Annotated in this window: 22 protein-coding genes and 3 pseudogenes; 12 read left to right on the top strand and 13 right to left on the bottom strand. The window is 69.5% G+C overall.

Going from position 1 to position 24,239, the window contains the following annotated elements:
- Positions 1-270: 270 nt before the first annotated feature.
- Together ABZ642_RS45550 and ABZ642_RS45545 are read left to right on the top strand one after the other, a co-directional pair.
- Positions 271-1,377, top strand: a complete 1,107-nt coding sequence (locus ABZ642_RS45550) for a hypothetical protein (RefSeq protein ID WP_360497369.1) — start codon at positions 271-273, stop codon at positions 1,375-1,377.
- A 40-nt stretch (positions 1,378-1,417) separates the two neighbouring features.
- Positions 1,418-2,188 (top strand): transposase family protein, encoded by a 771-nt coding sequence (locus ABZ642_RS45545; protein ID WP_360497366.1) that lies wholly within the window; start codon positions 1,418-1,420, stop codon positions 2,186-2,188.
- A gap of 23 nt (positions 2,189-2,211) precedes the next feature.
- Here ABZ642_RS45545 and ABZ642_RS45540 read toward each other — a convergent pair whose 3' ends face one another.
- The 5 genes and pseudogenes from ABZ642_RS45540 to ABZ642_RS45520 all read right to left on the bottom strand — a co-directional run bounded on the left by ABZ642_RS45540 (position 2,212) and on the right by ABZ642_RS45520 (position 6,939).
- Positions 2,212-2,772: a hypothetical protein gene (locus tag ABZ642_RS45540; RefSeq protein WP_360497363.1), complete on the bottom strand. Its 561-nt coding sequence runs from the start codon at positions 2,770-2,772 to the stop codon at positions 2,212-2,214.
- Positions 2,773-2,809: 37 nt separating this feature from the next.
- Entirely contained in the window at positions 2,810-3,142 is a 333-nt protein-coding gene (locus ABZ642_RS45535) for a helix-turn-helix transcriptional regulator (protein WP_360497360.1), read from the bottom strand.
- 51 nt (positions 3,143-3,193) lie between these two features.
- A complete protein-coding gene (locus ABZ642_RS45530; protein ID WP_360497357.1) occupies positions 3,194-3,508 on the bottom strand; it encodes a hypothetical protein in 315 nt (104 codons plus the stop codon).
- Between the two features lie 312 nt (positions 3,509-3,820).
- Positions 3,821-4,408 (bottom strand): annotated as a pseudogene (locus ABZ642_RS45525) (winged helix-turn-helix domain-containing protein).
- A gap of 227 nt (positions 4,409-4,635) precedes the next feature.
- On the bottom strand, positions 4,636-6,939 hold the full coding sequence (locus ABZ642_RS45520; protein WP_360497355.1) for a SpoIIE family protein phosphatase: 2,304 nt from the start codon (positions 6,937-6,939) through the stop codon (positions 4,636-4,638).
- 549 nt (positions 6,940-7,488) lie between these two features.
- Between ABZ642_RS45520 and ABZ642_RS45515 the strand changes: the two genes are divergently transcribed.
- Positions 7,489-8,079 carry a hypothetical protein gene (locus ABZ642_RS45515; RefSeq protein WP_360497372.1) on the top strand — a complete coding sequence of 197 codons (591 nt, stop codon included), beginning with the start codon at positions 7,489-7,491 and terminating at the stop codon, positions 8,077-8,079.
- Positions 8,080-8,091: 12 nt separating this feature from the next.
- Here ABZ642_RS45515 and ABZ642_RS45510 read toward each other — a convergent pair whose 3' ends face one another.
- Complete coding sequence (locus ABZ642_RS45510) at positions 8,092-8,712, bottom strand: DedA family protein (protein WP_360497352.1); 621 nt, start codon at positions 8,710-8,712, stop codon at positions 8,092-8,094.
- 137 nt (positions 8,713-8,849) lie between these two features.
- On the opposite strand from ABZ642_RS45510, the pseudogene ABZ642_RS45505 reads away from it, so the two are divergent.
- Positions 8,850-9,254: pseudogene (locus ABZ642_RS45505) on the top strand (mobilization protein); the annotation flags it as partial.
- A 30-nt stretch (positions 9,255-9,284) separates the two neighbouring features.
- Here ABZ642_RS45505 and ABZ642_RS45500 read toward each other — a convergent pair.
- Complete coding sequence (locus ABZ642_RS45500) at positions 9,285-9,776, bottom strand: hypothetical protein (protein ID WP_360497349.1); 492 nt, start codon at positions 9,774-9,776, stop codon at positions 9,285-9,287.
- 17 nt (positions 9,777-9,793) lie between these two features.
- Positions 9,794-11,245: a helix-turn-helix domain-containing protein gene (locus ABZ642_RS45495; RefSeq protein WP_360497346.1), complete on the bottom strand. Its 1,452-nt coding sequence runs from the start codon at positions 11,243-11,245 to the stop codon at positions 9,794-9,796.
- Positions 11,246-11,440: 195 nt separating this feature from the next.
- On the opposite strand from ABZ642_RS45495, the gene ABZ642_RS45490 reads away from it, so the two are divergent.
- From ABZ642_RS45490 to ABZ642_RS45460, 7 genes are all read left to right on the top strand, one after another.
- Positions 11,441-11,854 carry a hypothetical protein gene (locus tag ABZ642_RS45490; RefSeq protein WP_360497343.1) on the top strand — a complete coding sequence of 138 codons (414 nt, stop codon included), beginning with the start codon at positions 11,441-11,443 and terminating at the stop codon, positions 11,852-11,854.
- A 286-nt stretch (positions 11,855-12,140) separates the two neighbouring features.
- On the top strand, positions 12,141-13,028 hold the full coding sequence (locus ABZ642_RS45485) for a glycosyltransferase (RefSeq protein WP_360497340.1): 888 nt from the start codon (positions 12,141-12,143) through the stop codon (positions 13,026-13,028).
- Positions 13,025-13,906 carry a phosphotransferase gene (locus ABZ642_RS45480; protein ID WP_360497338.1) on the top strand — a complete coding sequence of 294 codons (882 nt, stop codon included), beginning with the start codon at positions 13,025-13,027 and terminating at the stop codon, positions 13,904-13,906. Before ABZ642_RS45485 ends, ABZ642_RS45480 begins: the two co-directional genes overlap by 4 nt.
- Positions 13,903-14,637 (top strand): glycosyltransferase, encoded by a 735-nt coding sequence (locus ABZ642_RS45475; protein ID WP_360497335.1) that lies wholly within the window; start codon positions 13,903-13,905, stop codon positions 14,635-14,637. The genes ABZ642_RS45480 and ABZ642_RS45475 overlap by 4 nt, the downstream gene beginning before the upstream one ends.
- Positions 14,634-15,527: a PIG-L family deacetylase gene (locus tag ABZ642_RS45470; RefSeq protein ID WP_360497333.1), complete on the top strand. Its 894-nt coding sequence runs from the start codon at positions 14,634-14,636 to the stop codon at positions 15,525-15,527. The genes ABZ642_RS45475 and ABZ642_RS45470 overlap by 4 nt, the downstream gene beginning before the upstream one ends.
- Positions 15,524-16,138, top strand: coding sequence for a hypothetical protein (locus ABZ642_RS45465; protein ID WP_360497330.1), 615 nt, complete (start codon positions 15,524-15,526; stop codon positions 16,136-16,138). The genes ABZ642_RS45470 and ABZ642_RS45465 overlap by 4 nt, the downstream gene beginning before the upstream one ends.
- A gap of 7 nt (positions 16,139-16,145) precedes the next feature.
- On the top strand, positions 16,146-17,207 hold the full coding sequence (locus ABZ642_RS45460; RefSeq protein WP_360497327.1) for a glycosyltransferase family 4 protein: 1,062 nt from the start codon (positions 16,146-16,148) through the stop codon (positions 17,205-17,207).
- Here the strand turns inward: ABZ642_RS45460 and ABZ642_RS45455 are convergent.
- On the bottom strand, positions 17,177-18,220 hold the full coding sequence (locus ABZ642_RS45455) for a phosphotransferase (RefSeq protein ID WP_360497324.1): 1,044 nt from the start codon (positions 18,218-18,220) through the stop codon (positions 17,177-17,179). The genes ABZ642_RS45460 and ABZ642_RS45455 overlap by 31 nt on opposite strands.
- Before the next feature lie 257 nt (positions 18,221-18,477).
- On the opposite strand from ABZ642_RS45455, the gene ABZ642_RS45450 reads away from it, so the two are divergent.
- Complete coding sequence (locus ABZ642_RS45450) at positions 18,478-19,305, top strand: hypothetical protein (protein ID WP_360497321.1); 828 nt, start codon at positions 18,478-18,480, stop codon at positions 19,303-19,305.
- 192 nt (positions 19,306-19,497) lie between these two features.
- Here ABZ642_RS45450 and ABZ642_RS45445 read toward each other — a convergent pair.
- The 4 genes and pseudogenes from ABZ642_RS45445 to ABZ642_RS45430 form a co-directional block, all read right to left on the bottom strand.
- Positions 19,498-21,012, bottom strand: a pseudogene (locus tag ABZ642_RS45445) (ATP/GTP-binding protein); the annotation flags it as partial.
- Positions 20,988-21,428, bottom strand: coding sequence for a hypothetical protein (locus tag ABZ642_RS45440; RefSeq protein WP_360497318.1), 441 nt, complete (start codon positions 21,426-21,428; stop codon positions 20,988-20,990). The gene ABZ642_RS45440 and the pseudogene ABZ642_RS45445, both read right to left, overlap by 25 nt.
- A 407-nt stretch (positions 21,429-21,835) precedes the next feature.
- Positions 21,836-22,981: a bifunctional lytic transglycosylase/C40 family peptidase gene (locus ABZ642_RS45435; protein ID WP_360497315.1), complete on the bottom strand. Its 1,146-nt coding sequence runs from the start codon at positions 22,979-22,981 to the stop codon at positions 21,836-21,838.
- Entirely contained in the window at positions 22,978-24,183 is a 1,206-nt protein-coding gene (locus ABZ642_RS45430) for a hypothetical protein (protein ID WP_360497312.1), read from the bottom strand. The genes ABZ642_RS45435 and ABZ642_RS45430 overlap by 4 nt, the downstream gene beginning before the upstream one ends.
- Positions 24,184-24,239 lie beyond the last annotated feature (56 nt).

Raw genomic sequence — 24,239 nt, 5'->3', positions numbered from 1 at the left:
ACGCCCCGGCCGCTGGCGAAATCCGGGCAACTTCCCGACGCCGACAGCACCGCCGCATCGTCACTCACCGTGCTCAGACCACGGAAGTTGAGCCAAAGCCCGAGAACGGACAGCAGATGTCCACCACTTCGGGAGGCACCAGGCGCGTTGAGGATTCGAACGGTGACGCTTCACGCCGTGGCGGTGCTCGGCCTCGCAGCGGATGAAAACACGTTGGCCGGTCCGCTGCGGAGCTGCGACGATGCCCTCTGTTTCTCTAGCGGAGGACGTTTGTTCGTTTTCGTGTGTGCAGGGTGCGGCGCCGGGCTGACCGTCCCGCTGTCCCAGGTCGCGCTGCCGGTCCACGCCCATCAGAAGTACGGGAACGGGATTCAGCTCCCCGTGCTCATGGAGTCGGGCACGTTCGCCGTGGATCCGGAGCCCTGGGGGCCGCCGTGGCGGAGATGGGAAAAGATCGATCCGGACGAGGCGGCGGCCCGCGGCATCTACGCGCCGGTCTACGCCTTGTCCGAGGGCGCGCCCGGCATGATCGTCATCGCACCTGGGGATACCCGTGGCACCGCGCTCATCCCGGAGAAAGGCGACGGCTACTGCTGCGGCCTCGGCTGGGGTGACGGCCCCAATATGGCCTGCGAGGCGTGCGGCCTGCCTGTGGCGACCCGGATCGACGACTGTTCACTCTGGCAGGCGGTCTGGCTCGCGCCGGACGCCGTGCGCCGCGTCCCCGTCGACAACGCCGGCACCGCGACGCCCTCCTGGGCGGAACTGTTGGTGGAGGGGAAGGGCACACCCCCGGTTGCGCCGATCACCGGATGGGGTTCGCTGCTCGGGCTGGACCACTGGTGGTCATGGAGCCCGCAGTGGGAGGCGGCAGCCGGCCGGGCACTGGCTCACCTGCTGGCAGCTTCCGATGGCCGGCCGGTGACGGCGCCGCACGGCCTGACCGCGGAAGTGTTCCAACGCGCCCTCGATGCCCTGCTGCCTGCGGGCCCGCAGGCGCGGCGCGCCTTCCTTGCCGGACCGGGACTGCCCGCCCCCGACGGGGATGCCGACATACTCCTCCTGCCGACCCACCCGCAGACCGGGGAGCCCTGGAGCCCGGCCGGCCCGGCCACATCGGCATACCCGGTGCCACTGCCGTTCGGAGTGTGGATGTGGCTGGCCTTCCCCGAGCCACACCTACCCCTCCCCGCCTCGGGCACCATGCCCGACGGCGTTCTCCGCGACGACCCGCCCACGCCGCGTCCCCATCACCTGTTCCGGGCCGACCCGAGAACCTTCGAGCACACCCTGGTCCGGCTGCCGGCCGTCCGCAGCCGATGGCTGCGCGAGATCCTCGAGAACCTCACGCAGTACATGCGCACCGGCCTCTTCTAAAGGGTGTTGCACAACTCTCTGATCTGGACATCTCCCTTGTATGGGTGGGGTGTTGAGGGCTGATCGGTTGTGGGTGGAGACGTTCACGGGGCTGCGGTTGACGCAGTTCTCGGGCCTGTTGAAGGTGGTACGGGAGCGAGGCGGCAACGGCACCCTGCGGGGCCGGCCGTGGTCGCTGCCACTGGGCGAGCGGGTGCTTCTGGTCGCGGTGTACTACCGCACGAACCTGACCATGCGGCAGCTCGGTCCGCTGTTCGGTGTCTCCTCGTCTACCGCGTGCCGGGTCATCCAGCGGCTGGGCCCCCTGCTCACCATCGAGCCCGTCAGGCGTCCGACGGATGCCGCAGACCGGATGTGGATCGTGGACGGCACCCTGATCCCGCTGCGGGACCGCAGTGTGGCGGCCTCCAGCCGCAACTACCGGTTCTCGGCAAACGTGCAGGTCATCGTGGACGCCGACACCCGGCTGGTGATCGCGGCCGCGCGGCCGGTGCCGGGGACCACCGCGGACGCCCACGCCTGGCGGGCATCCGGGCTGAGCCGGCACTGCGAGGGTGTAACCGTGCTGGGTGACGGTGCCTATCTCAACTGCGGGATGGCGGTGCCGCACCGCAAACGCCCGGGACGGGCCCTGCTCCAGGCCGAGGAGGACGACAACGCCGAGCACCGCAAGGTCCGTGCGCGGGTCGAGCACGTCATCGGCCGGATGAAGAACTACAAGATCCTTCGCGACTGCCGCCAGCGCGGCGACGGTCTCCATCACGCGGTTCAGGCGGTCGCCCACATGCACAACCTCGCCCTCGCCGTATGAACGGACATCCCCATTCAGGGGCTCTAACCTGCCCGGACGCAGGCTTGTGCAACACCCTTTAGCGCATCTATCAGCATCAGGAGCTTTTTGCCATCCGATGTCCGATCCATCGACTGGTAGCTGCGGAAGGTTTGGGCTGCACGAGAGCGTTGGTGTGCGGGGCCGTGCACGTACCGTTTCGCGTCGATCCACGGGAGTACCGCGTGCGTGTAGGAGTCCAGCTGCTGGATCCACCTGTCCATGTCGCCGTGCACCTCGGTATATCCCGCGCCGTGTTGGTCGATGCCCGTCAGGTATTTGCGCTCTTCGTCGGAGATGAGCCCGTCCTCCAGGTACACGTCGAGGTAGGCCCTCCGGGCGTAGACGCATGAGCCGAGGGACTTCAGCATGACGGCCACGGCGGGGACGCCCGGCCTGCCGATGATTTTGAACCAGGCCCGGAACCAGGGCGCCAGCGCCTGGCCGTCGAGGCCGCACACCCGCAAGAAGGCGACGTACTGCCTGAAGTCTCTGGGGAGAGTGTGGCCGTTGGCGATGACGTTGGCGGTGCTGCGCGGCAGCTGCCCGCCTGACTCCTTCTCCATCGCCCGTGTTGAGGGCCGGCCCGCCCGAGCCCAGGCGTCACGCAACGCGCCGCTGAGATCGGCGATGTCCCTGGCGAGCTGGGGCTTGGGCAGGACGGTGGACCGGCTCGCCTTCTGCGTTACCTGCTTGATGGCCGCCTCGGCCGTGCTGTGCAGATACACCGCCTGCGCTGAGGTGGAACCCGGGCTTCCCCGCGCATGCGGTCGCGTATGCGGTCACCAGGTTGAGGGACGGTAGGGACTTCCCGCTGGCCGCCCGCTTGAGGTGGGCGGCCGAGTAGGGCGTGCGCAGGGCAAGTTCTGTGTAGGTCACGCCCGCTGCGCGGCGCAGGCCGCGCAGGTGCTCGGCGAGCGCGCCCAGTTCGGGCACGGTGTGGTCGACGGGTGTCTCCGGGCGGGCCGTGGTCGCCAGCCGGGTCCTTCAGTTGCCTGGACCGGGCGGGAAGGCTGCGCTGAGCAGGCGCCGCAGCAGGCCGCGGCTTCCGCTTCCGCGCGGCAGGGAAGTGGCGAGCAGTACGGCGACGCCGAGCCCGCCCGCCCCTGCCAAGAGCGCAATGGTGTCGCGCACGCTCATGGCGGAGACCAGGCGCAGGACGACGGCGGCCGCGAGGAAACCAAGAACCACAAGGGCGTGCGGCATGCCGAACCGGGCCGGGCCGGACCCGGAGGGCGAGTCCGTGCCCACGACAGGCGTGCCGGGCGCGGACTCGCCTGCCCGGGAGTTGTTGTGGGCCATCAGGGCTCCCTGAACGGGGGCGGCGGCCTTGGCGGCCGCCGCCCTGCTGCTGACGTGTCGAATCCGAAGTGATCGCGGGGAGGAATGGCGGTCCGCCCTGGTGTGCGATCTGAGATTCGGGTGGTTCTTTCCGCCACGGCCTGTTGGCGTACAGTCCATTGGAGTGGCATAAGGGCCTCCAGGGAACAGACTCCCAGCAGCCGGGGCCTGTGCACGAATGGCCCTGCCGTTGGCTCAGCAACCGTCTAAGTTGGTGGATCTCTCCCGTCGCACAGTGTGACCTGCGGTCTTGATGTGGTGGCCGGGGTTGGCTCATCGAGTGTCCAGCTTGTGTGCGCGACTGCACCACCGTTTTGGGCTTCCATGGGGGTCATGGCAATCGGTAGACGGACCGTCTACGGAGGCCACCCCTGAATGTGCTTCCGCCTGTGGCCAGGTCTCCTTCACCCAGCCGGCCACCGCGTCCTCGTCACGCTCGAGTGCACGCCGGGCGGGAACCTGATGGCTCCAGCCGTTCCGTCGCAGCATCTGGGAGATGCCCGACAGGGTCATGGTCTTGCGGAACCTTCGGCCGATGAGCGTTTTGATCCGTGCCAGGGTCCATCTCTGATCCGGCCACCCGTGGGCGACCGGTCCTTTGGCCAGCTCCTGCTCGAGGATCCCCAACAGGTCTTCGCTCAGCTTCGGACGGCAGGCCGGCCCTCGTGTAAGCAGAGCGGACTGGCCGCTGTCCTGCTAGGAGCGCCGCCAGCGCTGAACCGAACGGACGCTGACACGTAACTCCTTCGCGATCTCCGCATTGCCGAGATCGTCGGCGAACATGCCAGCCGCTTCCATCCGGATCCGCTCGCGGAAAACCTGTCTCTCCGCGGTCAGACCGCCACCCTGCGGATACCTCATGCTTCCGGCATACCGCAACGATCACGGTGCGTCCCCTACGACACCACGCCTACAAGCTCAGTGGCGGTCGAGTCGTCGCGGGGCTCCGGGTGACCAAGTCTTTGAGCCATCCAACGGCGACAAGCTCACAGCCATGCCCAGAACCCCTGGGTCCGCCGATCTTACGAATGACCAGCTCCGACGCGTGCTTGGAAGGCTGGACAAGCTGAGCGGCTCCGCGGCTCCCGTCAGAGGGTGACCAGGGTCGTCCCGGTCGGCTGCTCCGCCCAGACGATCTTTCCGTCGACGGTGTAGCGGGTGCCCCACTGTTCGGCGAGACTCGCGATGATGAACAGTCCCCGCCCGGATTCGTCGACGGTGCGGGCGTGCTGCACATGCGGAGCGCTGGGTGCGGCGTCGCTGACCTCGCAGGTCAGCATCCGGTCCAGGATGAGACGCAGTTGCAGGGGCGCGGTGCCGTAGCGGGTGGCGTTGCCGACGAGTTCACCGACGATGAGTTCGGTGGTGTAGGCCGTCTCGTCGTCGACGGCCCAGGCCGCCAGTTGGCGGCGGGCGGCCCTGCGGGCGATCGGCGCGGCTTCGGGGCCCGCCGGCAGCGACTGGGTCATGACCCGGTCGTCGGGCAGCGCCTGGGCGCGGGCGAGCAGCAGCAGTGTCTCGTTCGGGCGATCGCCTCGCAGGTACGCCTGCTCGATGGTGTCGCGCAGGTCCGGCAGCGTACTGGCTGCGGCCCTGCGCAGGAGCGGGCGCAGCGGACCTGACGGGGCCAGGACCTGGTCGGCGAGCTCGGCGGTCCCCAGTGCGAGCGTGCTTCCCGCGGGCAGGCGGACCGTGGCCGCGGGGAAGGGGGCCGTGTCCGGTGCGGCGAGTGCGGGACCCGGGGGGACGGGCAACGTGGACGACGTGCCGTCGGGAAAGATCGCGACCGGCTCGCGGAGGCCACCGCACGCGACGGTGCAGGTGAGATCGACCGGGTCGTAGATCGCGACGGTGCAGCCCGCGGTGAGCGGCTCACGGGCGAGCGGGTCCAGGGGCGGAAGCGCGGCTCGTGCGGAGACGAGACGGGCCGCGGTGTCGCTCAGGCGGGCCAGCAGTTCGTCGGGCTGGAGGTCCAGGGCGGCCAGCGTGTGGATGGCCGTGCGCAGCAGTCCCATGGTGATGGCCGCGGGAATGCCTTGTCCCGCGATGTCGCCGACGACGAGGGCGGTGCGTGCGCCAGGCAGCGCGATCGTGTCGCACCAGGCGCCGCCGCCTTCGGCACCCGGGATGTGCAGAGTGCAGATCTGCACGGTGGGCTGGTCGGTCAGCTGCCCGGGAAGGAGCCGGCGCTGGACGGTGGACATGACGATCCACTCCCGCATGAACAGGCTGGCCCTGTCGATGCACAGTGCTGCGTGCGCACACACGGCGGACGTCACCGCGAGGTCGTCCCCGGCGAAGGTGTCGTCGTGCCCGTGACGGTAGAAGCTGGCCAGGCCCAGGATCCGGTCGCCCAGGACCAGCGGTGCCACGATCAAGGAGCAGTCGTCGTCCTCCCCGGCGCTCGGGGCTCCGGCCGAGTCGTCGGCCGGCGGCGTACTGCCCTTGCCGAGGAGTACGAGGCGCGGCTGAAGGGCGGCCAGTACGCGCGCGTACACCGCGCCGGCTGGCAGGGCGCGCACCGCTTCGGGTGGCAAAGCGATCCGCCCGTGGACGGCCCCCTGGCAGAGCAGGACATCCGGGTCGACCGGTGCCAGGGGAGGATCCTCTCCGCGCACCACGCCTTCCACCATTTCGACGACGGCGGCGTCCGCGAAGGCGGGCACCACGGCGTCGACGAGTTCCTGGCAGGCGTCCATGACGTTCATCCGGTGCCCCATCCCCGTGCGCACGGTCTCCAGCAGGGCCAGGCTCTTGCGCGCCCTTTCCTGTTCGGTGACATCGGTGGCGCAGGCCAGCAGCCCCGCCACCGCACCGCCGGGGTCTTCCAGCCGGAAGTAGGAGACCGAGCGGATGCGGCGGCCGAGCCGGGCTGATGTCTCGGCACTGGGGACGAACCGGTTTAGCGCGGGCTCTCCGGTGGCGAGCACGCCGCGTGCCACGGCGGCCTCTTCCTGCGGGAACGCGCAGCCGCAGGCCTGTGGGAAAGGCATGCCCACAACATGGGCCGCCGGTGTGCTGCTGAGCTCGCCGTCCGGGGCGCTCACGCGCACGGCGCGGAGCTGGTCGTCGTAGACCTGCAGTTCCACCCCGGGGTGGGTGAACAGTGCTGTCAGGACCGCGGTGTCCCGCGGCGCCCGTCTGCCCCCTGCCGCGAGCACCTGCCAGACCACCGAACGGCCGCGCAGCGCCGGCTTGACCACGAGGGCGGTGGTGTCCGGCAGCCCGTCGCGCTGCGGCCCGTCGTTCGCGGCGGCCCGGTGCAGGAGCGCGGTCATGGGCCGGCCGACGGCCTCTAGGGCGGACCACCCGAACAGTCTTTTCGCGGCAGGCCCCCATTCAGTCACCCGGCCCTCCTCGTCGAGGAGGAGAAGCACGTCACCCTCGGGCATGGAACTACCTCCGCGCCGACCGCCGCCTCGGCCCTGCGGTCACCCGACCGGTCGGGTGCAGACCGCTTCTGCCAGGGCTTCCATCAGGCTAGCCGCAAACCCGCGGCCACGCTGACCTCGCCCTGACCGCCGCCGTCGCGCTTCAGCTGCTGCTCAGGGCCCCCGCCGCGGCCACGGCCGGATAGCCGACTCGAATAGGCCCTATCCGAAGGCGAAGGCACAGGCCCTGGAAGTGCGGGTGCTGAGCCGCGCGCAGACGCAGGCTCTCGGCATCAAGGGTGTTGCCCTGGCCGTCACCGCACCCCGCACCGGCGGCACGGCTGACCTGGGTGTCGACTACTCATCATTCGCTGCCGCTTATGGCGGAGACTGGGCCAGACGCCTTCAGGCGCTGCGTCTGCCGGACTGCGCCCTCACCCACCCCGGCAAAGCGGCATGCCGCAGCGGGAAGTCCCTGCCGTCCACCAATGACCGCGGCGGGCAGACCCTTCAGGCCCGTCTCACCTCACTGGCACGTCCGCCCAGGCCACCGGGCAGACCATGCTGGTGATGACCGAAGTTGAGGAGCGGGACGCTGCCCGGGCTCTGGCCGCCCAGGCCCGGAACGTGGCAGCCGAGGACCGCGTCAGGGCTGCCCGCGCGACCGGCCTGCGGAACCTGCCCCTGCACGACACCGCACAAAACAGGGTATGGCTGGAGATCGTCCAGATCGCACTCGACCTGCGTTCAGCTCGGCCGGCCAGCTCGTCACCACCGGCCGCCGCCAGATCCTCCGCCTCGCTCACCACTGGCCATGGACCCATGGCGTCACCAGCGCCCTCGTACAGCTCGACCAACTGCTCGCCGACATCCTCCTCCGCCGCCGTTCTGACCGGCGCCGGTACGGGGCTGATCACCCCGCTGGGCTTCGCCGTACTGGCGGCGAGCACGCCTGCGGAGCGCCTCGGCCAGACCATGGGCGCCGCCGAACTCGGCCGCGAACTCGGCGACGCGGGCGGCCCGCTGCTCGTCGCTGCCGTCGCCTCGCTCGCCACACTCACCTACGACTACGGGGCACTGGCGGCCCTGATCGGGCTGGGCACAGTGGTCGCGCTCGTGCGCCGTCGCCGGGTGTCGGCCGTATCCGAACCCGAGACGTGAACAGCCCCCTGCTCAGTCCTGGTGCCGGCGGCGCAGTACGTGCCGCAGGACGAGTGCGGCGACCAGGGCGCCGAGGGCGATGAGCGCGTAGAGCTGGTAGCGGCTGATCTCGTCGTAGATCGCGGTGATGTGGGTGCCCGCCACATAGGCCAGGCTTGCCCACAGGCCGACCCACAGCGCGGCACCGAGGGAGTTGAAGACGAGGAAGCGACGCCAGGGCATGCCGCTGGTGCCCGCGATGATGCCGTTGACCTGGCGCAGTCCCTCGACGAAACGGGCGACGGTGACGATCTTGCCGCCGTGGCGGGTGAAGAACTCCTCGGCGGCCTGGAACCGCTTCGGCGTCACGAACACGTAGCGGCCCCAACGGTGTACGAAGGCCCGTCCGCCGGTGTGGCCGATCAGATAGCCGATGTTGTCCCCGACGACGGCGGCAGCGAACGCGATGACCGCCACGGCCACGATGTTCAGATCTCCTGCCCCCGCGTAGATCCCGGCGGCGATCAGGATGGTCTCTCCCGGCGCGGGGACGCCGAAGTCCTCCACGAGGACGACACCGCCGACGGCCCAATAGCCGTAGTGGGTGAGCAGTGGGGCCAGGTGGGCCAGCGGGCCCGGAAGAGGCGGCGCCATGCCCCCACCGTACGCGGCCACCGAACCTGTGTGCCGGTCAACAGGGCAGGGCGAGGACGACGCAGACCCCGTGCTCGGTGTTCTCGGCGTGCACGGTGCCGCCGTGGGCGGTGGCCACCGCCTGGACGATGGCGGCCGCATACGAGCAGATCGCCGAACCGGTCCTGGCCGACCTCGCCGATCGGACACCCAGCCACCAGACCAGGTACCGCTACGCCTACCACCTGCGGCGCGCGATGCCCGAGCACGCCCAGCGCATTCTCACCGACCCCGCCTGGGGCGCCCTCACCACCGTGCTCGCCGAAGCCGAGGCCGCTGGCCACAACGTCGCCACTGTCCTCGACCAGGCCCTCAGCCAGCGCACTCTGGACGACGCCCACAGCCCCACCCGCGCACTGACCTGGCGTATCCGCCGCCTTGGCGAGCGCCACCCGCCCGGGCCGCGGGCTCAGGCAGCCAGCACCCTCCACCCCGCGCAACGCCCGAGCCCGATTCTCCCCTCAGTTCCGTTCTCACCGGAGTTCAAGGGACGGCGACGCTGATCGTGTCCGCCGACCTCAGGCTCCTGGAACTCAGGCCCTGCGAACTGCCCCGTCCGGCCAGACAACGTCTACGGGGACGCCCGCCGCTTGTGCTTCCAGGACGGTATCGGCGGTGCCGCCGCCCTTACCGGCGGGCGGTTCGCCGTTCCATACGGCCACAAGCCGGTCCGCGCGTTCGATGAGGACGGCGTTGGCGGCCTCGTACGCGTGCCGGTTGGCCGTCTCGTGGGGGAGGACGAGGACTTCCCCGGCGGCTTCGACGAGGTGGTCGAAGAGGGCGGCGTGGTCGGGCTTGACCTTGTTCTGGCGGTAGTCCTGGGAGGGGATGACGACGGTCAGGCGTCCGCCGGCGGCAAGGACGGCTTCGGCGAAGAGGGAGTCGGCGCCCTTGGCGATGCAGGAGACGCCGACGAGGTTGCCATCCTCGGCGTACTGCTTGAGCAGGTCGTCCAGGGCGGTGCGGACCAGAGGGATGCTGTCCTCGGTCAGGTCCATGTGCCCGGTCACCGCGATGGTCGTCACAGTCGTCGTTCTCCTTCTCAGGTCGACAGCAGGTCGCGGATCCCATCGCGAGCCTCACGCACGGGCCGGGCCGCGCTGTTGCCCACGGTGTACGGGTACAGCTCGCCCAGCTGGGCACGGACCCTGTTCGAGCGTGTCCCGCTCGCCGCGTCCACCGCTCGGTGAGTCTCCGCCACGGCGCCGGTCAGGTCGCCGAGCAGAAAGTGGCACTGGGCCAGGCCGATGCGGTCGAGGGCATGGCTGCGGCCGGCTTCGGGACCGCGCCGGGCGAGGGCGTGGCGGATCTCTCGGGCTGCGGCTTCGGCGTGTTTCTTTGGGTTCTGGCGGGCGAGTTCGAGGAGTCTGCCGCCGGTGGTGCCGGCGAGTTCTGCCTCGTTGAAGTAGGCGATCCAGTATGGCTCTTCGGCCGACTTGGCATCTGTCAGCGCCTCGGTCGCCTGGGTGGTGGCGCGGTGGAAGGCGGCGGTGCGGCCCATCGCCGCGTACGCCCATGCCTCGCGGGTGTGGAGCATGGCGCGCACTCTGGGGCCGGCAACCGATCGGGCTCCGTCCTGGGCCAGGCGGATCAGTTCGAGGGCATCTTGGGGCTGCTCCCGGTAGAGCATCTGGCGGGCCATGCCAGCGAGGACGTTGGCGCCGAAGACCATGTCGCCGCCGGCGTGGGAGGCACGCAGGGCCAGGAGATAGTAATTCTGGGCTCGGCGCTGGAGGCCGGTGTCCCAGGCCATGGTGGCCGCTGTGCCTGCCAGTTGGGCCATGACCTGGTGCAGGCGCCGTTCGACCTTGGGTACCTGGTATTCGTCGAGATGAGCGGCGACCTCACTGAGCTGGCCCAGGACCGCCTTGCGGCGCAGGCCACCGCCGTACTTGTGGTCCCAGGCACGGAAGGCACGAGCGGTGGACTCCAGTTCCTCGACCTCCCGTACACCGAGTCGGCCTCGGCGGTGCGGCCGTGCGGTGGAGGCCGTCGGCTGGAGCCAGCCCTCCAGCGGGTCGAGCAGGGCGGCGCCGGTGATGGCGGCCCCGGCCAGGGCGCGGGTCGCCGCGCGTCGGTCCATCACGAGATCGCTCCTCGTCAGATGTGCGGCCAGGTCCACGGTGGCCTCCGGCCGCCAGGGGACCTCATCAGTATCTGGCCGCTCGCCTTCCGGCTCTGCTGCAAGAGTCTCCTGGACCGTCCGGGTCTCCCAAGAACGCGGGGCGAGTCCGAGCAGGTGGCCGGGAATCCGGAGCCCGTCGGCGATTCGGCAGACGACCTCGAAGCTCGTGACCTGCTGCTGACCGCTGATGATCGTGGACACCTTGCCCGGCGTGAGGTGGCAGGCGGAGGCAATACGGTTCTGGGACAGGCCGCCGTACTTCTTGATCAGGGCAAAAGCGGCTGCGAAGTCGTGCTCTGCCAGGGCTCGCCGGACGTCCTCGCGTTCGAGGAGGTCGGGAGCGAGCGGGCCGGGGGTGGTGGCGTCCATGGGGCCAACTTCCGGTGCGATCGTAGGCGCGATCAAGCTTCGTACGAGCAGGGAACGAGTGTATTCCCGCCTCGGTAACACCCGCTGGTCATACCGCAGTTGCCCACCGCCCGTGACGCTTGGTGAGTGCCTGAACCTCGCTGGTGACCGACCCCGAGGGTTCGGGCTACCGGAATTCAGCGGCGGAGGAGAGCCATGGCCCTGCACTCACATCAGTCCCGCCTGCCCCGGGTGACCTGGGCGAGACGTCTGAGCCAGCCGACGCTGTTCGCGGCCGGCCAAGACTGGGACGCCATCCGTGTCGGGGCGGACATCGGCTTACGCGCGGTGCGGTTCCTCGAAGCCTCCGGCACTCCCGTGGGGCCGGTGCTGCACGACCAGGGCAGTGGTCAGGCGTACTTCCTCACTCCACCCGGCACCGCAAAGAGATGGCAGCAGGACCAGACGCACGCGCTCGGCGAGGGGTCATGGGTCGTGCTGGCTCCGCAAGGCTGGGAGGACGGGCTGCTGCGTTGGGTGAGCGATCCGGCTGACGGCCTTGCATACACGGCAGCCTGCGACCTCACCGTCGCGTTGACCGTCGCCGCGGGTGGGGAGATCAGCCGATGATCCCGTGGACCCGGCATACCGAGAGGCGGGCGTGATGGGGCGTGCCGTGGACTGGCTGGCCCGTTTCACAGGACCGCTCCTGATCGTGATCATCTCCGCGTCCTGCGGCTTCGTGATCGGCGTCGCGGTCTCCGCCATCCCGTCATCCCCCTGAACTCCCGCTCTCTGCCAACGACTGCACTCCCCTTGAACGGCTCTCCCAGCCGCAGAGTCCTGGCAGAGAGCGGGCCACCGGCCCGGCTGTTTGCACGACGCTCCCACTCCACGAACGGAAGGCGGACCCGCCATGTACGCGTTCGGCCTCTGCATCGACCGGCACTACCTCACCCCCGGCCTCGCCGTGATCACCGGCTTGGCGGACAGCCTCGCCCCCCACGCCCGCCGAGACGCGGCGCTGCGCGTCCTCACCCTCGACCTCACGCCGGCCCACGCGCTGCTCCTCTCCGATCTCGCCAAGCGGGCCGGCTTCGGCTCCTTCGACCTCGCACACCGCTCCCCGCTGCGCGTCTCGCGGATGGCCGACGCCTCGTACATCACGGTCACCACCTATCTGCGGTTCGAGTTCACGGCAGGGTTCGTTCGCCGCCCTTACCTGATCTATGTGGATGCGGACACCCTTGTCCGCGGTGACCTGACGGCCCCGCTCAACACGCTCAAGTCTGGTGAACTCGGTGCGGTGGCGGATGAGTTCAACCCCGCCGTCGGCGAGTGCCCGGCTCTGCCCGGCGCCGCGGAACGTTGGCCGCACTTCAAGGGCCGCCGCTACTACAACGCAGGTCTGCTCTGGGCTCACACCGGGGACCTGCCTCGCATCCGCGGCGGCGTCGAGCGTGCGCTGGTCCGGCAGCGTCGGCACATCCTCTACAACGACCAGGACGCCCTGAACCTGTGGATCCTGCACGCCGGCCGCGTCCGCCCGGTCGACGCCGGCTACAACCGTTTCGAAGTCGGCCGGTTCCTGGAACGCGGCAACTGGGTGCGCCGCGTCGTCACCCGCTCCCTGCGTCCCGACCCGGCCGCACCCGTCATCCACTTCGTGGGCCCGGAGAAGCCGTGGCAGGCGGCGTGCCCGCGCACGGACGACGTCCGCGAGTACCGCACCCTCTTACGGCGCACCCTGCGGCACACTCGCGCGCTGGGCGCCGCCCACCCCGAGCCCGCGGGGCTTCGATGACCACGCCCCCGCCGATGCTCTCCCGTGCCTGCGCCACCCTGCTGGGCACACCCGCCCGGACCGCGGAACGGCTGAAGGCGGGTTCACGCACCGCCGTATACCGGGCGGAACTGGCAGATGGCCGGAGCGTGATCGTGAAGCTGTACGCGCCCACCGCCGGCCGCAACGCGATCACCGAAGGCACGGCGATGCGAGCCGCCGAGGCCGCCGTGCCCGTCCCGAAGGTGCTCGGCTGTGGCACCACCTCCACCGACGGAGCCACCGCGCTCATCACGTCCGACCTCGGCACCTGCACCCTTGGCACCGCCGTACGCACCCGACGCGTCCCGCACACCCAGGCACTCAAGGATCTCGGCGACCTTCTCGGCCGCCTGCACCGGGCGCCGCTCTCGCCGTCGGTCAAGCGACGCCCGTTCGTCGACTTCGTCTCATCGCTGACCCGACGCTGCCCCGCCGACCTGATGGACCAGATCGCTCCGGCGCTCGCCCTGATCGCCGACACCCCCGACAAGGCACCGACGGTGTGGTGCCACGGGGACCTTCACTTCGACAACGTCGTCCTCTCCGGTCCACGGGACACGCGCCATCTGGTCGACTTCACCGACGCCGCCCCCGGCTCGCGGGAGTCGGATGTCGCCCACGCCCTCGTCATGACCGCCGCCCACACGCCGTGGGACCGTGACGCACTCACAGGCAGCTACCCCCTCGTCCTGAACAGCTCCCGTCTGTCGGCATGGGTGGTCTTGATCACCGTCCGCTGTTGGGCGTATTCCGCTCCCGGCGAGGACCAAGCGCTGTGGCAGAGCCGGCTCGCAGACCTTCCCCACCGGACACCCCACCTCTTCCGCACGCCACGCACGGAAAGGACTCCCCGATGACCAGAGCCGCCGGCCTGACCGTCGTCATCCCCGCCCACAACGAAGCCGCGTACCTGCCCCGCTACCTCCCCACCGTCCTCGCCTCCCTCACGAGGTGGGAGGAGAGCAGCAGCGAGCGAGGGGAGGTGATCGTGGTCGACAACGCCTCCACCGACACGACCGCCGAGGTGGCCGCATCCTTCGGCGTGCGCGTGATCAGCGAGAGCGTGCGCAGTATCGGGCGGGTACGCAACAGCGGCGCGGCCATGGCCGGCGGCCGACGGCTGTTCTTCACTGACGCCGACGTCGCACTGCCCCTGGAAGCGATCACCGCCGCTGCGACCGCGATGGACGCAGGCGCCGTCGGTGGCGCCATCCCGCCCCTCTACACCCCCAAGCGACTCGGGGCACGGCTGCTGTGCGCGTACTGGGACCACTACCGAACCGCCCACGGTGGCGCGCAGGGTGTCGCCCAGTTCGCAACTGCGGAAGCTTTCAACGAGGTTGGTGGATATCGAGACGACCTGTTCATGAGCGAGGACGTCGACTTCTTCAATCGTCTGACCGCACATGGCCGGGCCACCGCCGCCCCGGTCGCGATCTTGGACGAGCTGCGCGTGCGCCCCTCCACTCGCCGCTACGACCAGTGGTCCAGCCTCCGGATGCTGTGGTGGCAGAACCCTGTGACCGCCCGTCTGCGGCTGAGTTCCCCGCGCATGTGGCGCCACTGGTACGAGACCACGGTCCGATGAACCAGAGCCGTACGCCCGTGACGCTGCCCGTGCCGGACGCGGAAGGGATCTACACGTTCCCCGACGACCTCGTCCGCGCCCACGAGGAGTGGACCGACCACCTCGTCGAACGCCACCGCGCCCACGACAACCACGTCATCGAGCTGATGACCCCCTATAACGGCCACCCCTACTTCATCGAGCTCCGCCACCCCGCCGGCCGCCCGGTCCTCGTGATCGAGCCGCACCACGACGACTTCGCCCTGTCGGCTTCTGGAACCTTCCTCGCCCACCCTCGTCCCCTCACCGTGGCCACCGTGTTCACCCGGTCCACCAGCGTCCATCCGGCTCTGGAGGACGCCTTCACCACCGAGGCCGCCGTATCCCGCCTACGCGAGCGGGAAGGCGCCGCCGCACTTTCCCCGCTGGCTGCCGAGCGCGTCCTGCTCGGCCACAGGGACGCCAAACCGCCGTACCGGCCCTACAGCCAGGATCGCCTGGAACAGATCACCCACGAACTCCACGAAGTCATCGCCGCCCATCCCGACGCCGAACTCCTCGCCCCGGCCGCCGTCACCCGGCACCCCGACCACCTCCTCGTGCACCACGCCGCCGTACGCCTGGGATGCCGATGGTTCTGGGAAGACCTCGCGTTCTGGCCCACCTACGCGCTCTCCGGATGCGACCAGCACCTCTTCCGCGCCCGCACCGCCCCAACCCCGACCACTGAACTGGTCGACATCACCGACGTGATCCTCGACAAGACCACCGTCCTGTGGATGCACGGCTCGCAGATGCACCCGGCCCGGAAGATGTACCGGCCCATCCGACACGCCTGGACCACCGCCACTGTTCTCCCGGCCGGCACCGGAACCTACGCGGAACGCTTCTACCGGACGGAAACGCCATGAAGATCATCGCTGTCGAAGGGCCCTCGTACGCGGGAAAGTCCACGGCGATAGAGCATCTGCGCAGCCGTGGCATCGAGCGGCGGGCATTCGTATCGGATTGCTACGTCCAGCAGATCGCCCACCGCGACGACATCCCCCCAGCCCGGACCGAATCCGCGGCAGCGCAGCTCGCCGCCTTCGCGAAGTTCATGGCCATCGAGAACGCCCGCGTCCGAGCGGCCCTCGCTAGCACCAAACCCGTGGCCGTCCTCGACCGTTCCGTCGACACGCTCCTGGCGCACGCTCACGCCCTCGACGCCCTGTACGGCTACGACGTCCACGACCAACTCCGCGACCGCCTCCAGGAACTTCCATTCCTACGTCCCGACCACACCCTCTACCTCGACGTACCCGCCGAAGCGCTGAACCTGCGCCGCAAACTGGCCGGGCACACGGCAACGGAATCTGACTACTTCCTCCACCATCCGGCATTCCTCACCCATGCCCGGAACTACTTCGTCTCCAGAGCACGACCACCGGTGTCACGGGAGGTCATCGTCCTCCGGGCCGACACCGACCCCGCCGACGTCGCGCACGTGGTGGAATCCCTCGTCATGTTCTGGGCGAGGTGACCGGCCGATGCCCACTGTCCTCTTCGCTTGGCGGCGTACTCCGCCCCCGCTCCTCATCGGCGGGGCCGAAGTCACCCAACAACTGCTCGCCGAGGAATTCGCTGCAGCCGGCTGGCGGACCGTTTACCTCGGCTCCCACCAAGCGCCGTGGGAGCAAGCCGGGCAGCAGCTCTCCCAGCTATGCGCCTTCCTCGACGCCCACGACGCCCCCTATGAGGAGACGCAGGGCGAGCTGCGCTACCGGTGGAACGGCGTGGACTCCATCGCCGTACCGCAGAGCCTGATCTCGTCCGCCCTCCACAGCCTGCTGTCCGGGCTGCGACCCGACGTCGTGTTCGCCTCACAGGAGGGCGCGGCCGAGCTCGCCGCACAGGCCCGACCGACTGCACTCGTAGCGGGCATCCTGCACTCCGTGTCGAAGACCGGACTGGGTGTCCTCGCCGGCCACCCGCACTATGGTCTGGCCGTCTCCGAATTCGTCCGCCGACGAGCACCACAGACCGACGGAACTTATCTCGCCGTCCTCCACCCGACGTTCGCACCACCTCGGCCGAGCCTCCACATGACGCGGACCAGGTCAGCGCTCATGGTCAACCCAATCCCCGCGAAGGGCTCCGACCTCCTGCACCAGCTCATCCGCGCTATGCCGGAACAGCACTTCACCCTGGTCGAAGGCTGGTGGAACACTGCAGACCAGTTCACCGCGTACCCCAACGTGACCTTCGTCCCCCGCGTCTACGACATGAGTCCCCTCTACCGCAGTCACTGCCTTCTGCTGGTGCCGTCCACGGTGGAGGACGCATTCCCCCGAGTGATCATCGAAGCCGCGCTGCACGGGACGCCAAGCATCGGCTCAGACCGCGGCGGCATCCCCGAAGCCATCGGCCAGACCGGAATCGTCCTGCCCCACACGGCAGGAACACAGGCGTGGGCGGACGCCATCCGCACGGCCGACCACCACGCCCTCGGAGAACTGGCCCGGCAGCGCGCCGCACGCTTCACCCGGCCGCGTCTGCCGGAACTCGAATTTCTCGGGATCTATCCGGCCGCGAACGCTTCCTCGACCTGATCGAGCCGGTCCGTCCACCAGTGCAGCAACGCCTCATCCGCGGTGAACAGCTCGTCGCAGGAGAAGTCACCGCGGTCGTAGTGGAACTCCAGCTGCCAGAAATCCGTCATCCGCTTCCACCACAGCCTGCGAACACCGTCCGCGAGCGCGGCATTCTCCAGCGGCATCACAGAGCGGTACCCGCCGACGAACGCAGAGACACGCGCGAGGTCGAACACCCCATCCACTCCGAATTGCACCTGCGCCGTCCGAACAACCTCTTCCGCATACGGCCGCACGCCGACCCGGTCCCAGTCCAAGACGGCGGCAAGCTCCTCGTCCTCCCACAGAAGGTTCCGGTACTGGACGTCACCGTGCGTCCACCCGTGCGCACCTTCAGGGGTCGAGTGCTGCGGTCGGCGGAGGGCGTGCTCGGTGATCAGCGCCCGACGACGGTCGAGAGCTGCGGCGGCCGCCTCGTCGAAGGCGCTGCCGCCCCCCTTGTCGGCCACTGCCGCGGACAGCCGGTGGGACTTCTCAACAGCCCGCTCCGGCGACGTGAACTCCGCCGTGACTACGTCGGGCACGGCGGGCAGCAAGCCTCGTCCGCAGGCCCGGCCCAGGCTTACGTGCAGACGCCCCAGGTGAGCGCCCAGCGAGGCCACCTGAGACAGGCTGAGGTCAATACCCCGGACGTGAGTGCCGGTCGACCATGGAAACAGGCACCAGACGCCGCCGCCCACCTCCGCGACCAGCGAACCGGCAGCGGTGGCGACAGGAGCACTCACCGGGACGCCGTCGCCGGCGAGCGTCACAAGCACGCCGAGGTTGCGGCTCAGCCGGTCAAGCGACACGTCGGTGACCCGCTTGAGGGCGAATGCCCCGAGTGAAGTGTCGACCTTCCAGTTCACGTTCATCAGCCCGTCGGTGAGGTAGCGGCGTTCCCGCACCTCTCCGATCCCGAAAGCGGCGGCCAGCTCGGTGAGGACGTTGCCGGCGATATCAGTCCGGTCGGCCGCGGTCGCATCAGTCACCCCGAAGACGATACGTGAGCACTGGCCTCGGCCCCTGCGTTTCGGGAGCAAGACCCCTTCGCCGCCGAAGCCTCCCCGCATCGCGCCTGCAGGCAGCCTTATCCCGTCCAAGAGGCATCAACTCTCGACCAACTCTTTGCCATGACGGTGCCGAGAGCTACCGTTCTTATATGACCGATATATACCAAGAAGTCCGATTGGAGCTCAGTGGGCGCATCACGTTCCAACAGGACATAAGTGTGGCCCAAGGAGCCCAGGTGATCAGCATCCTGCAGGCTCCGCCGGACCTGGTGCATCCAGCTTCCAGCCCCGAGCGCCCTGCTCTCCCCCCGGCAATCGCCCCAGAGGCGGAAGAGGCCCCCATCGAAGTCCCAGTGCGGGACGAGTCTCACCCGCGGCAGTCCGTCGAGGGTCCACGCCAAGCTCTCGAGCTCTCCGGCGCGAGAACCAACCCGGAGAAGATGACGGCCTTCGCCTCGTACCTGCTGCAAGAGGAAGGTCACGAGACCTTTACTCAGAGTGATGTGCGCAGGCTCTTTCAGCGGGCGCGTGAGCGCATCCCGGCACACTTCACCCGCGACTTCGACAGAGCCGTGCAGGGTGGCTGGATTCATGAAAGGGAGGTCAAGGGCGATTTCTACCTGTCACAGGCGGCCCAGAACGTGATCGAGAATGGCTTCGACGGCCTTCGCCTCAAGCGTGTTGGCAAGCCCGCCAGTGCAGGTTCCGCATCGCGAGGGGGCGCGAGGAGAAAGCCGCGCGCTGTCCCCGTACCGGAGGCATTCACCGACCTCGACCACATACCCACAACGCTTGATGAGGTCATTCCCTACCACCGAATCAAGCTGAAGCGAGACAAGCTCCTGTGGGCCCTCAAACTGGCCAAAGTCCTCGGTGTCGAAGCCCTCCAAAACACGGAGGCCGCTTGGCTCACCGATAAGCTCGGAGACGCCATACCGACCCGGGACATGAATGGTCACTTCACAGGTCTGCGCCGTCAGGGATTCGCCAACCGCTCGATGGGCGACAACGCCATACGGATCACGGAAGCGGGCGAGGAGTACCTCGGATCGCTTTCGGCGTGAGCAGATGGTGCGGCACAAGCCGGCACGACGCCTAGCACACCCCAAGGCGCATGTCCTCTGACCTGGTGATTCTGGACGTCTAAGCGCCGCCAGGGACACTCGTCAACACTCGTCACTGTCGGACCAACGGTGACTAGCCGGACATCATGGAGGTCGAGCAGTTCTGCGAGCGGGCACGACGCTGTTTCCCAAGCTCACCCGCGGGGTGGGGCCGAGACCGTTGAGGTCGACCAGCGCGATCCGCGGCATCAGGCTGTCGTGGGCGAGGAACGGCGTGGCCCGCGGCCACGAGTCGCGGTGTGGGTCGACGAAGACGAGTCCTCCGCCCGCGTGCGCCCAGCCGATCGCCTGCGCCAGGGCTCTTTCCGTCTTGCCGCCGCCGGCCTTGCCGACGCCGACTTCGAACAATGTCTCCTCAGCATGGGTGGCGACCAGCCGCTGTCGGCCGTCCGGGCCCCGGTAGATGCCCTGGAGCAGCAAGTCGGGGTTGCCGAACTCGAAGGTTGGCAGGTCACCGGCGAGTACCGGCAGACGGCAGTGCACGGTGGGCGGCTTGAGCAGACCGGTCAGCTCCTCCAGCCGCACCCAGTTCGGATGGGGCGGCTGGCAGTGCCCCAGATTCCAGCGGCGCTCGAAACCGCGCCGGGTAGGCCACCGGTCGGCGCCGACCCGCCACGGCCCTAGCCTCCAACCGCGCATCGCCCACCGTGACTGGCCGCCGAACACATCGAAGGCAGCCTGGAGTTGAGCCAGTCGGGCGTGCGCGCGGCCCTCGGTGTCCGAGGCGCACATCACCAGCAGCTGGACGCGGACCAGGTGGTCGTCCTCAGCCAGCTTGCCCAAGGCCACAGCGGGATCCACGCGGCGCGGTACCGGCGGCATCACCAGCCGCCGGCCAGAGGAAGGCAGCTTGTCGCTCAGGAGTTGACGCAGCTGCCAGGCCAGGGAGTCCTCGATGCCGGCGGCGTCCTGTCGCAGCCAGCGAGCCGCCCGCTGGGCTTCGCGGCGTTCCGTATGGCGCGCGGCTCCCATGAGTTGCATCCGGCGTGCCCGCAGGACCCACTTCGGGGCGCGTTGGATGCCGAGACGGATCTCGGCGAGGTCGCCGAGTTCGGCGCGTAGGTCGGACACGGCGTCGACGAGTGGCTGGAGCGGATCGGGGTCCAGCGGGACCTCGCGCAGCGGGGCTGTGGGCTTGCCCCGCAGGATGAACTCGGCCCGCACGGTGTGCTTGCGCTTCTTGTCGGCGATCGGCTGGGCTCGACGGACCGTGACGTCCGGGCCGAACGGGGTGATCGACAAGAGGCGTTGACCGCCTGCAGGGCCCTCGATGCGGTAGCGCAGCGGTGCACTGCCGTCCGCACGCAGCCGGATCTGCACGGCCTTGGACCGGCGCGGCGCCCACCACGGCATGGACGTGGACGCGCGGGAGAGCTGGACCCCGCGTCGGAAGATCTCTTCCAGGCTCGGGTCGAAGTGCCGGGAGGCGATGAGCTCCAGGGCCATCCGCTGGGTTGAGGCCCGCGCCGCGAGCCAGCGGGCCGCCATCTCGCCCGCGCCCCAGACAAGGGTGATGGTTAGGGCGAGCAGGTACCAGTGGTCGTAGAGCCAGTCGATGGCGTCGGCCAGGCCGATGACCAGCCCGAGTGCTTGACCAGCAGCTGTCGGATCGGTCTGGCCCGTCAGATTCGGGGCTGTGGGATCCACGTCGCTGCTCCCTTCTTCGTCGTCGTGCGGGTGAAGTGCCAGTCGGTGATGCGCAGGTCGGTGAAGGTGCCGCCACGGTCTGTGCCAGCCCACACCAGATGGACCACGGCCTTGCCGGGGCTGCCGTCTCGGCGGGCGATCGCGGCCTGGATGCGAAAGCGAGCGCTCGCGAACGCCGGGGCTACGGCCTGGCCTGGGCTGGGGAAAACCTCTGGCCACTGTGTCCGGCCGACTCCGGTGGCGTCCGCACGCAGCAGCGCCCGACCGGCGGTGAGCAACTGGCGGGCGTCGTCGACGGGAAGGTCGGACGGCCAGGCCTTCTCCAGAGAACGTTGGGCACCCTCGTCGCCCGCCACCCCCTCGCCGTGGGGTGGAGGAGCGGACTCGGGGGCCGACGGTGTCGGCGTGCCGGGCATCGTGCGTGGGTGTGGTGTCTCTGCGGCAGCCCGCGTACCAGCGGAATGCCGGATGGGTTGTGCAGTCGACGACGTCGGCGGGGCCGGTGTGTGTCGACTGTGCGGCCGGCCCAGCAGGGCGATGCCGGCGAAGGCGAGCACGGCAGTGCTCAGCAGTAGCCAGCGCGGGGAGCGTGGACTGGGGGTTCCCCGCTTTGCTGCCCGGCCGGGCCCTCGCTGCTTCTTCTCACCGTTGTGTCCGGGCGAGATCTTCATGAACGTGTCCAGTTCTGTGCTGGCTCCCGTCCGGGTTGGCCGGAGTGCTAGGGCTGACCGGGGGCTTCCCGCCGCGGTGGCCGGTCGAGGAACGTGATGGACACGGTGATGAGAAGCGGGAAGGCAGAATGCGTCCGGGCAGAGGGGAGTGGTCACAGCAGGCGTGCTCCCCCCGCAAAGCCCGACATCGCATTCACCGAGTCCAGGTGTACGACGGTGCCCGGCCGGGCCGCGTTGATCATTTGACCGCTGCCGACGTAAATGCCGACGTGGTAGATCGTGGAGTCGCGTCCGGGGGAGTACGCGAAGAAGACGAGGTCGCCCGGCTTGAGGACGCCGGTCCCGAGGGTGGCGGGGATCCGCCGGCCTACGCCGGCCTGCGCGGCCGCGGTGCGCGGCAGGGTGATGCCGGCCCTCGCGTACGCGTACAGCGTCAGCCCGGAGCAGTCGAAGCCCTTGATGCTCCCACCGCTCTTGCCGCTGGGCGAGCAGCAGATGCCGTACGACTTGCCGCTCGCGTTGCCGCCGCCCCACGCATAGGGCACACCCCGCTGGGAGAGCGCTGCTTCGAGGACGGTGCGGACCGTCCCGGAGATGTTGGTCAGATCGGCGTCTTTGGCGGCCGCGGTGTACTGGTCGATCCACTCCATGACGGTGGTGACATATTCGCGGGAGTGGTTGTACTCGTACAGCGCCGCCGTGAGCTGGGCTCGCTTTGTGAGGTCGCGGCCGTTGCCGCACAGGTAGATGGCGGCGCCGAGGCTTGCGTCGTCGGCGTTGTGCGGGTCGGCGACCTTGTCGCCGTTGCCGTCTTTGCCGATCGACCCCCAGGTGGAGGGCAGGAACTGGAAGGGGCCGACCGCGCGGTCCAAGGCGGCTGTGCCGTCCCAGCGGCCGTTGTCGCTGTCCGCGACGGCGACCGTGTTGCCGCCCTGGCCGGACCCGTTGAGGAGTACCCCGTAGATCTTTGGGCGGATGTCGCCGTTGGCGGCGATGCTGCGTCCGATGGCGTGGTTGGACTCGACCTTGGCGACCCCGGCGAGGATCGGCCAGCGCATGCCCTGGCACTTGGGTACGTAGCTGTCGGCCTTCTGGACGGCCTGTGTGTAGGCGGTGAGCATGCGAGGCGGGATGTCCGCGACGCTGCCGCCGGCGATCCCGCCGTCGTCCGTGTTTGTCTCCAGCGAGACGTAGGCGCTGATCGCGTTCCCTGCTGGGAGGGCACAGCACACGGCGGAGAACAGCAGCAGGACGACCACGCAGGCCCACCGTGCCGGGTGGCGCCGGCGCTGCTTCACTCCTCCTCACCACCGTCCTGCGGCGGCCGCTCCCGCATCTGGCGTCGGCGCTCGGCTTCGGGCGCGGTCCTGCGGAGTAGGTCCTCGAATCTCCTCTGTGCCTCCTCGCGGGTGCTGCTGCGCACGCCGTGGCTGCCGGGCAGGAGCGGGCCAGGGTCGTTGGGTATGGGGCGCCGGGGAGTTGCGGGCACGGGCCGGGGCGGGGGCCCCTGTGTACCCGACTGCCGCGCGTCGGCCCCGGAAGCAGCGGGTCCGCCGGGCTGCTGCGGCGGCGGTGCTACCGGAGTGCCTGCCGGCGCCGGGAGGGGACTGGAGCGGCCCGATCGCGGGGAGGCCTGTCCGCCTGTCGGCGCCGGTGTGGCGGGCGTGGACAGGCGGCGGGCGAACGGGACGGCACCGCCACGGTCGTCCGCGTGTTCCCGAAGGGTCCGGGCGATGTGCCGGGCGGTCTCGGGATAGACCCGGCCGTCCTCGCCGAGGGTGTTGCCCCAGACCCTCAGCTGCTGGCGGGCATCCTGGGTGAACCGCGACTGGCTCTCCCGTCCCTGCCGGACGGTGGCTGGCAGCCCCCAGGTTGCCCCGTACGCAGCCCGGCCGCTCCGGTTGAGGATGCGGTAGCCGCGGTATCGCACCAGACGGTTGTGCGCGCGCGTCGACAGCAGCGTCCGGTCGGAGTTCTGGTCGTGCAGCACCTGGCCTGTGTTGCGGTTGAGGATCTGACCAAGTTCGTTGCGGAACCGGTCGCCCGGCCCTCCGGCGCTCCCCGACGGTCCCCGGCCCCCGGGACCCTCGCCGCCCCCCGGGCCCTGGCCTGCGGGACCGGGACCTTCGCCCGCCGGATCGCCGCCTGCGGTCGGCCTGCGCCACCGGGCCAGTTGCTCCCGGTCCGGGCGGCGGCCGATCAGCAGCCCGTATCCACCCCGCAGTCCCAGCCGGGCCCCCATCCCGCCCAGGACTGCGGCCGCCGTCACAGGGGCAAGGCCGCGCCCGGCTTCCGCTGTGGCATCGGCGAGCAGTCCGCCGGTGTCCACCGGCATGCCCGCGCCGTCGAACAGCGAGGTGAGTGCCCCCATCAGCCGGTGCCGGGTGCCCAGGATCCCGGACCTGCCACCGCCGGTGAGGAGGCGCACTCCGCCGCGGTATCCACCCAGCAGGGCGGGCGAGTTGTTGTCTCGCACCGAAACGTCAAAGATCTCTCTCATCTGGATGTCGCTCGGAAAGCTCTGTTGAGCTGGCTTGTTGGTTCCGCCGTGCGACA

The organism is Streptomyces sp. NPDC007157, from assembly GCF_040634235.1.
Lineage (GTDB): Bacteria > Actinomycetota > Actinomycetes > Streptomycetales > Streptomycetaceae > Streptomyces.
Note: the sequence above shows the minus strand (reverse complement) of the source record. Positions and strands in the feature narration are given on the sequence as shown.

Excerpts from the sequence above, each read along its gene's own strand:
- ABZ642_RS45495 (WP_360497346.1), bottom strand. The coding sequence starts at position 11,245 with ATGGACGCCACCACCCCCGGCCCGCTCGCTCCCGACCTCCTCGAACGC.
- ABZ642_RS45515 (WP_360497372.1), top strand. The coding sequence starts at position 7,489 with ATGACCGAAGTTGAGGAGCGGGACGCTGCCCGGGCTCTGGCCGCCCAG.
- ABZ642_RS45465 (WP_360497330.1), top strand. The coding sequence starts at position 15,524 with ATGAAGATCATCGCTGTCGAAGGGCCCTCGTACGCGGGAAAGTCCACG.
- ABZ642_RS45530 (WP_360497357.1), bottom strand. The coding sequence starts at position 3,508 with ATGGCCCACAACAACTCCCGGGCAGGCGAGTCCGCGCCCGGCACGCCT.
- ABZ642_RS45485 (WP_360497340.1), top strand. The coding sequence starts at position 12,141 with ATGTACGCGTTCGGCCTCTGCATCGACCGGCACTACCTCACCCCCGGC.
- ABZ642_RS45490 (WP_360497343.1), top strand. The coding sequence starts at position 11,441 with ATGGCCCTGCACTCACATCAGTCCCGCCTGCCCCGGGTGACCTGGGCG.
- ABZ642_RS45430 (WP_360497312.1), bottom strand. The coding sequence starts at position 24,183 with ATGAGAGAGATCTTTGACGTTTCGGTGCGAGACAACAACTCGCCCGCC.
- ABZ642_RS45440 (WP_360497318.1), bottom strand. The coding sequence starts at position 21,428 with ATGCCCGGCACGCCGACACCGTCGGCCCCCGAGTCCGCTCCTCCACCC.
- ABZ642_RS45470 (WP_360497333.1), top strand. The coding sequence starts at position 14,634 with ATGAACCAGAGCCGTACGCCCGTGACGCTGCCCGTGCCGGACGCGGAA.
- ABZ642_RS45460 (WP_360497327.1), top strand. The coding sequence starts at position 16,146 with ATGCCCACTGTCCTCTTCGCTTGGCGGCGTACTCCGCCCCCGCTCCTC.
- ABZ642_RS45480 (WP_360497338.1), top strand. The coding sequence starts at position 13,025 with ATGACCACGCCCCCGCCGATGCTCTCCCGTGCCTGCGCCACCCTGCTG.
- ABZ642_RS45545 (WP_360497366.1), top strand. The coding sequence starts at position 1,418 with ATGGGTGGGGTGTTGAGGGCTGATCGGTTGTGGGTGGAGACGTTCACG.
- ABZ642_RS45510 (WP_360497352.1), bottom strand. The coding sequence starts at position 8,712 with ATGGCGCCGCCTCTTCCGGGCCCGCTGGCCCACCTGGCCCCACTGCTC.
- ABZ642_RS45475 (WP_360497335.1), top strand. The coding sequence starts at position 13,903 with ATGACCAGAGCCGCCGGCCTGACCGTCGTCATCCCCGCCCACAACGAA.
- ABZ642_RS45520 (WP_360497355.1), bottom strand. The coding sequence starts at position 6,939 with ATGCCCGAGGGTGACGTGCTTCTCCTCCTCGACGAGGAGGGCCGGGTG.
- ABZ642_RS45540 (WP_360497363.1), bottom strand. The coding sequence starts at position 2,772 with ATGGAGAAGGAGTCAGGCGGGCAGCTGCCGCGCAGCACCGCCAACGTC.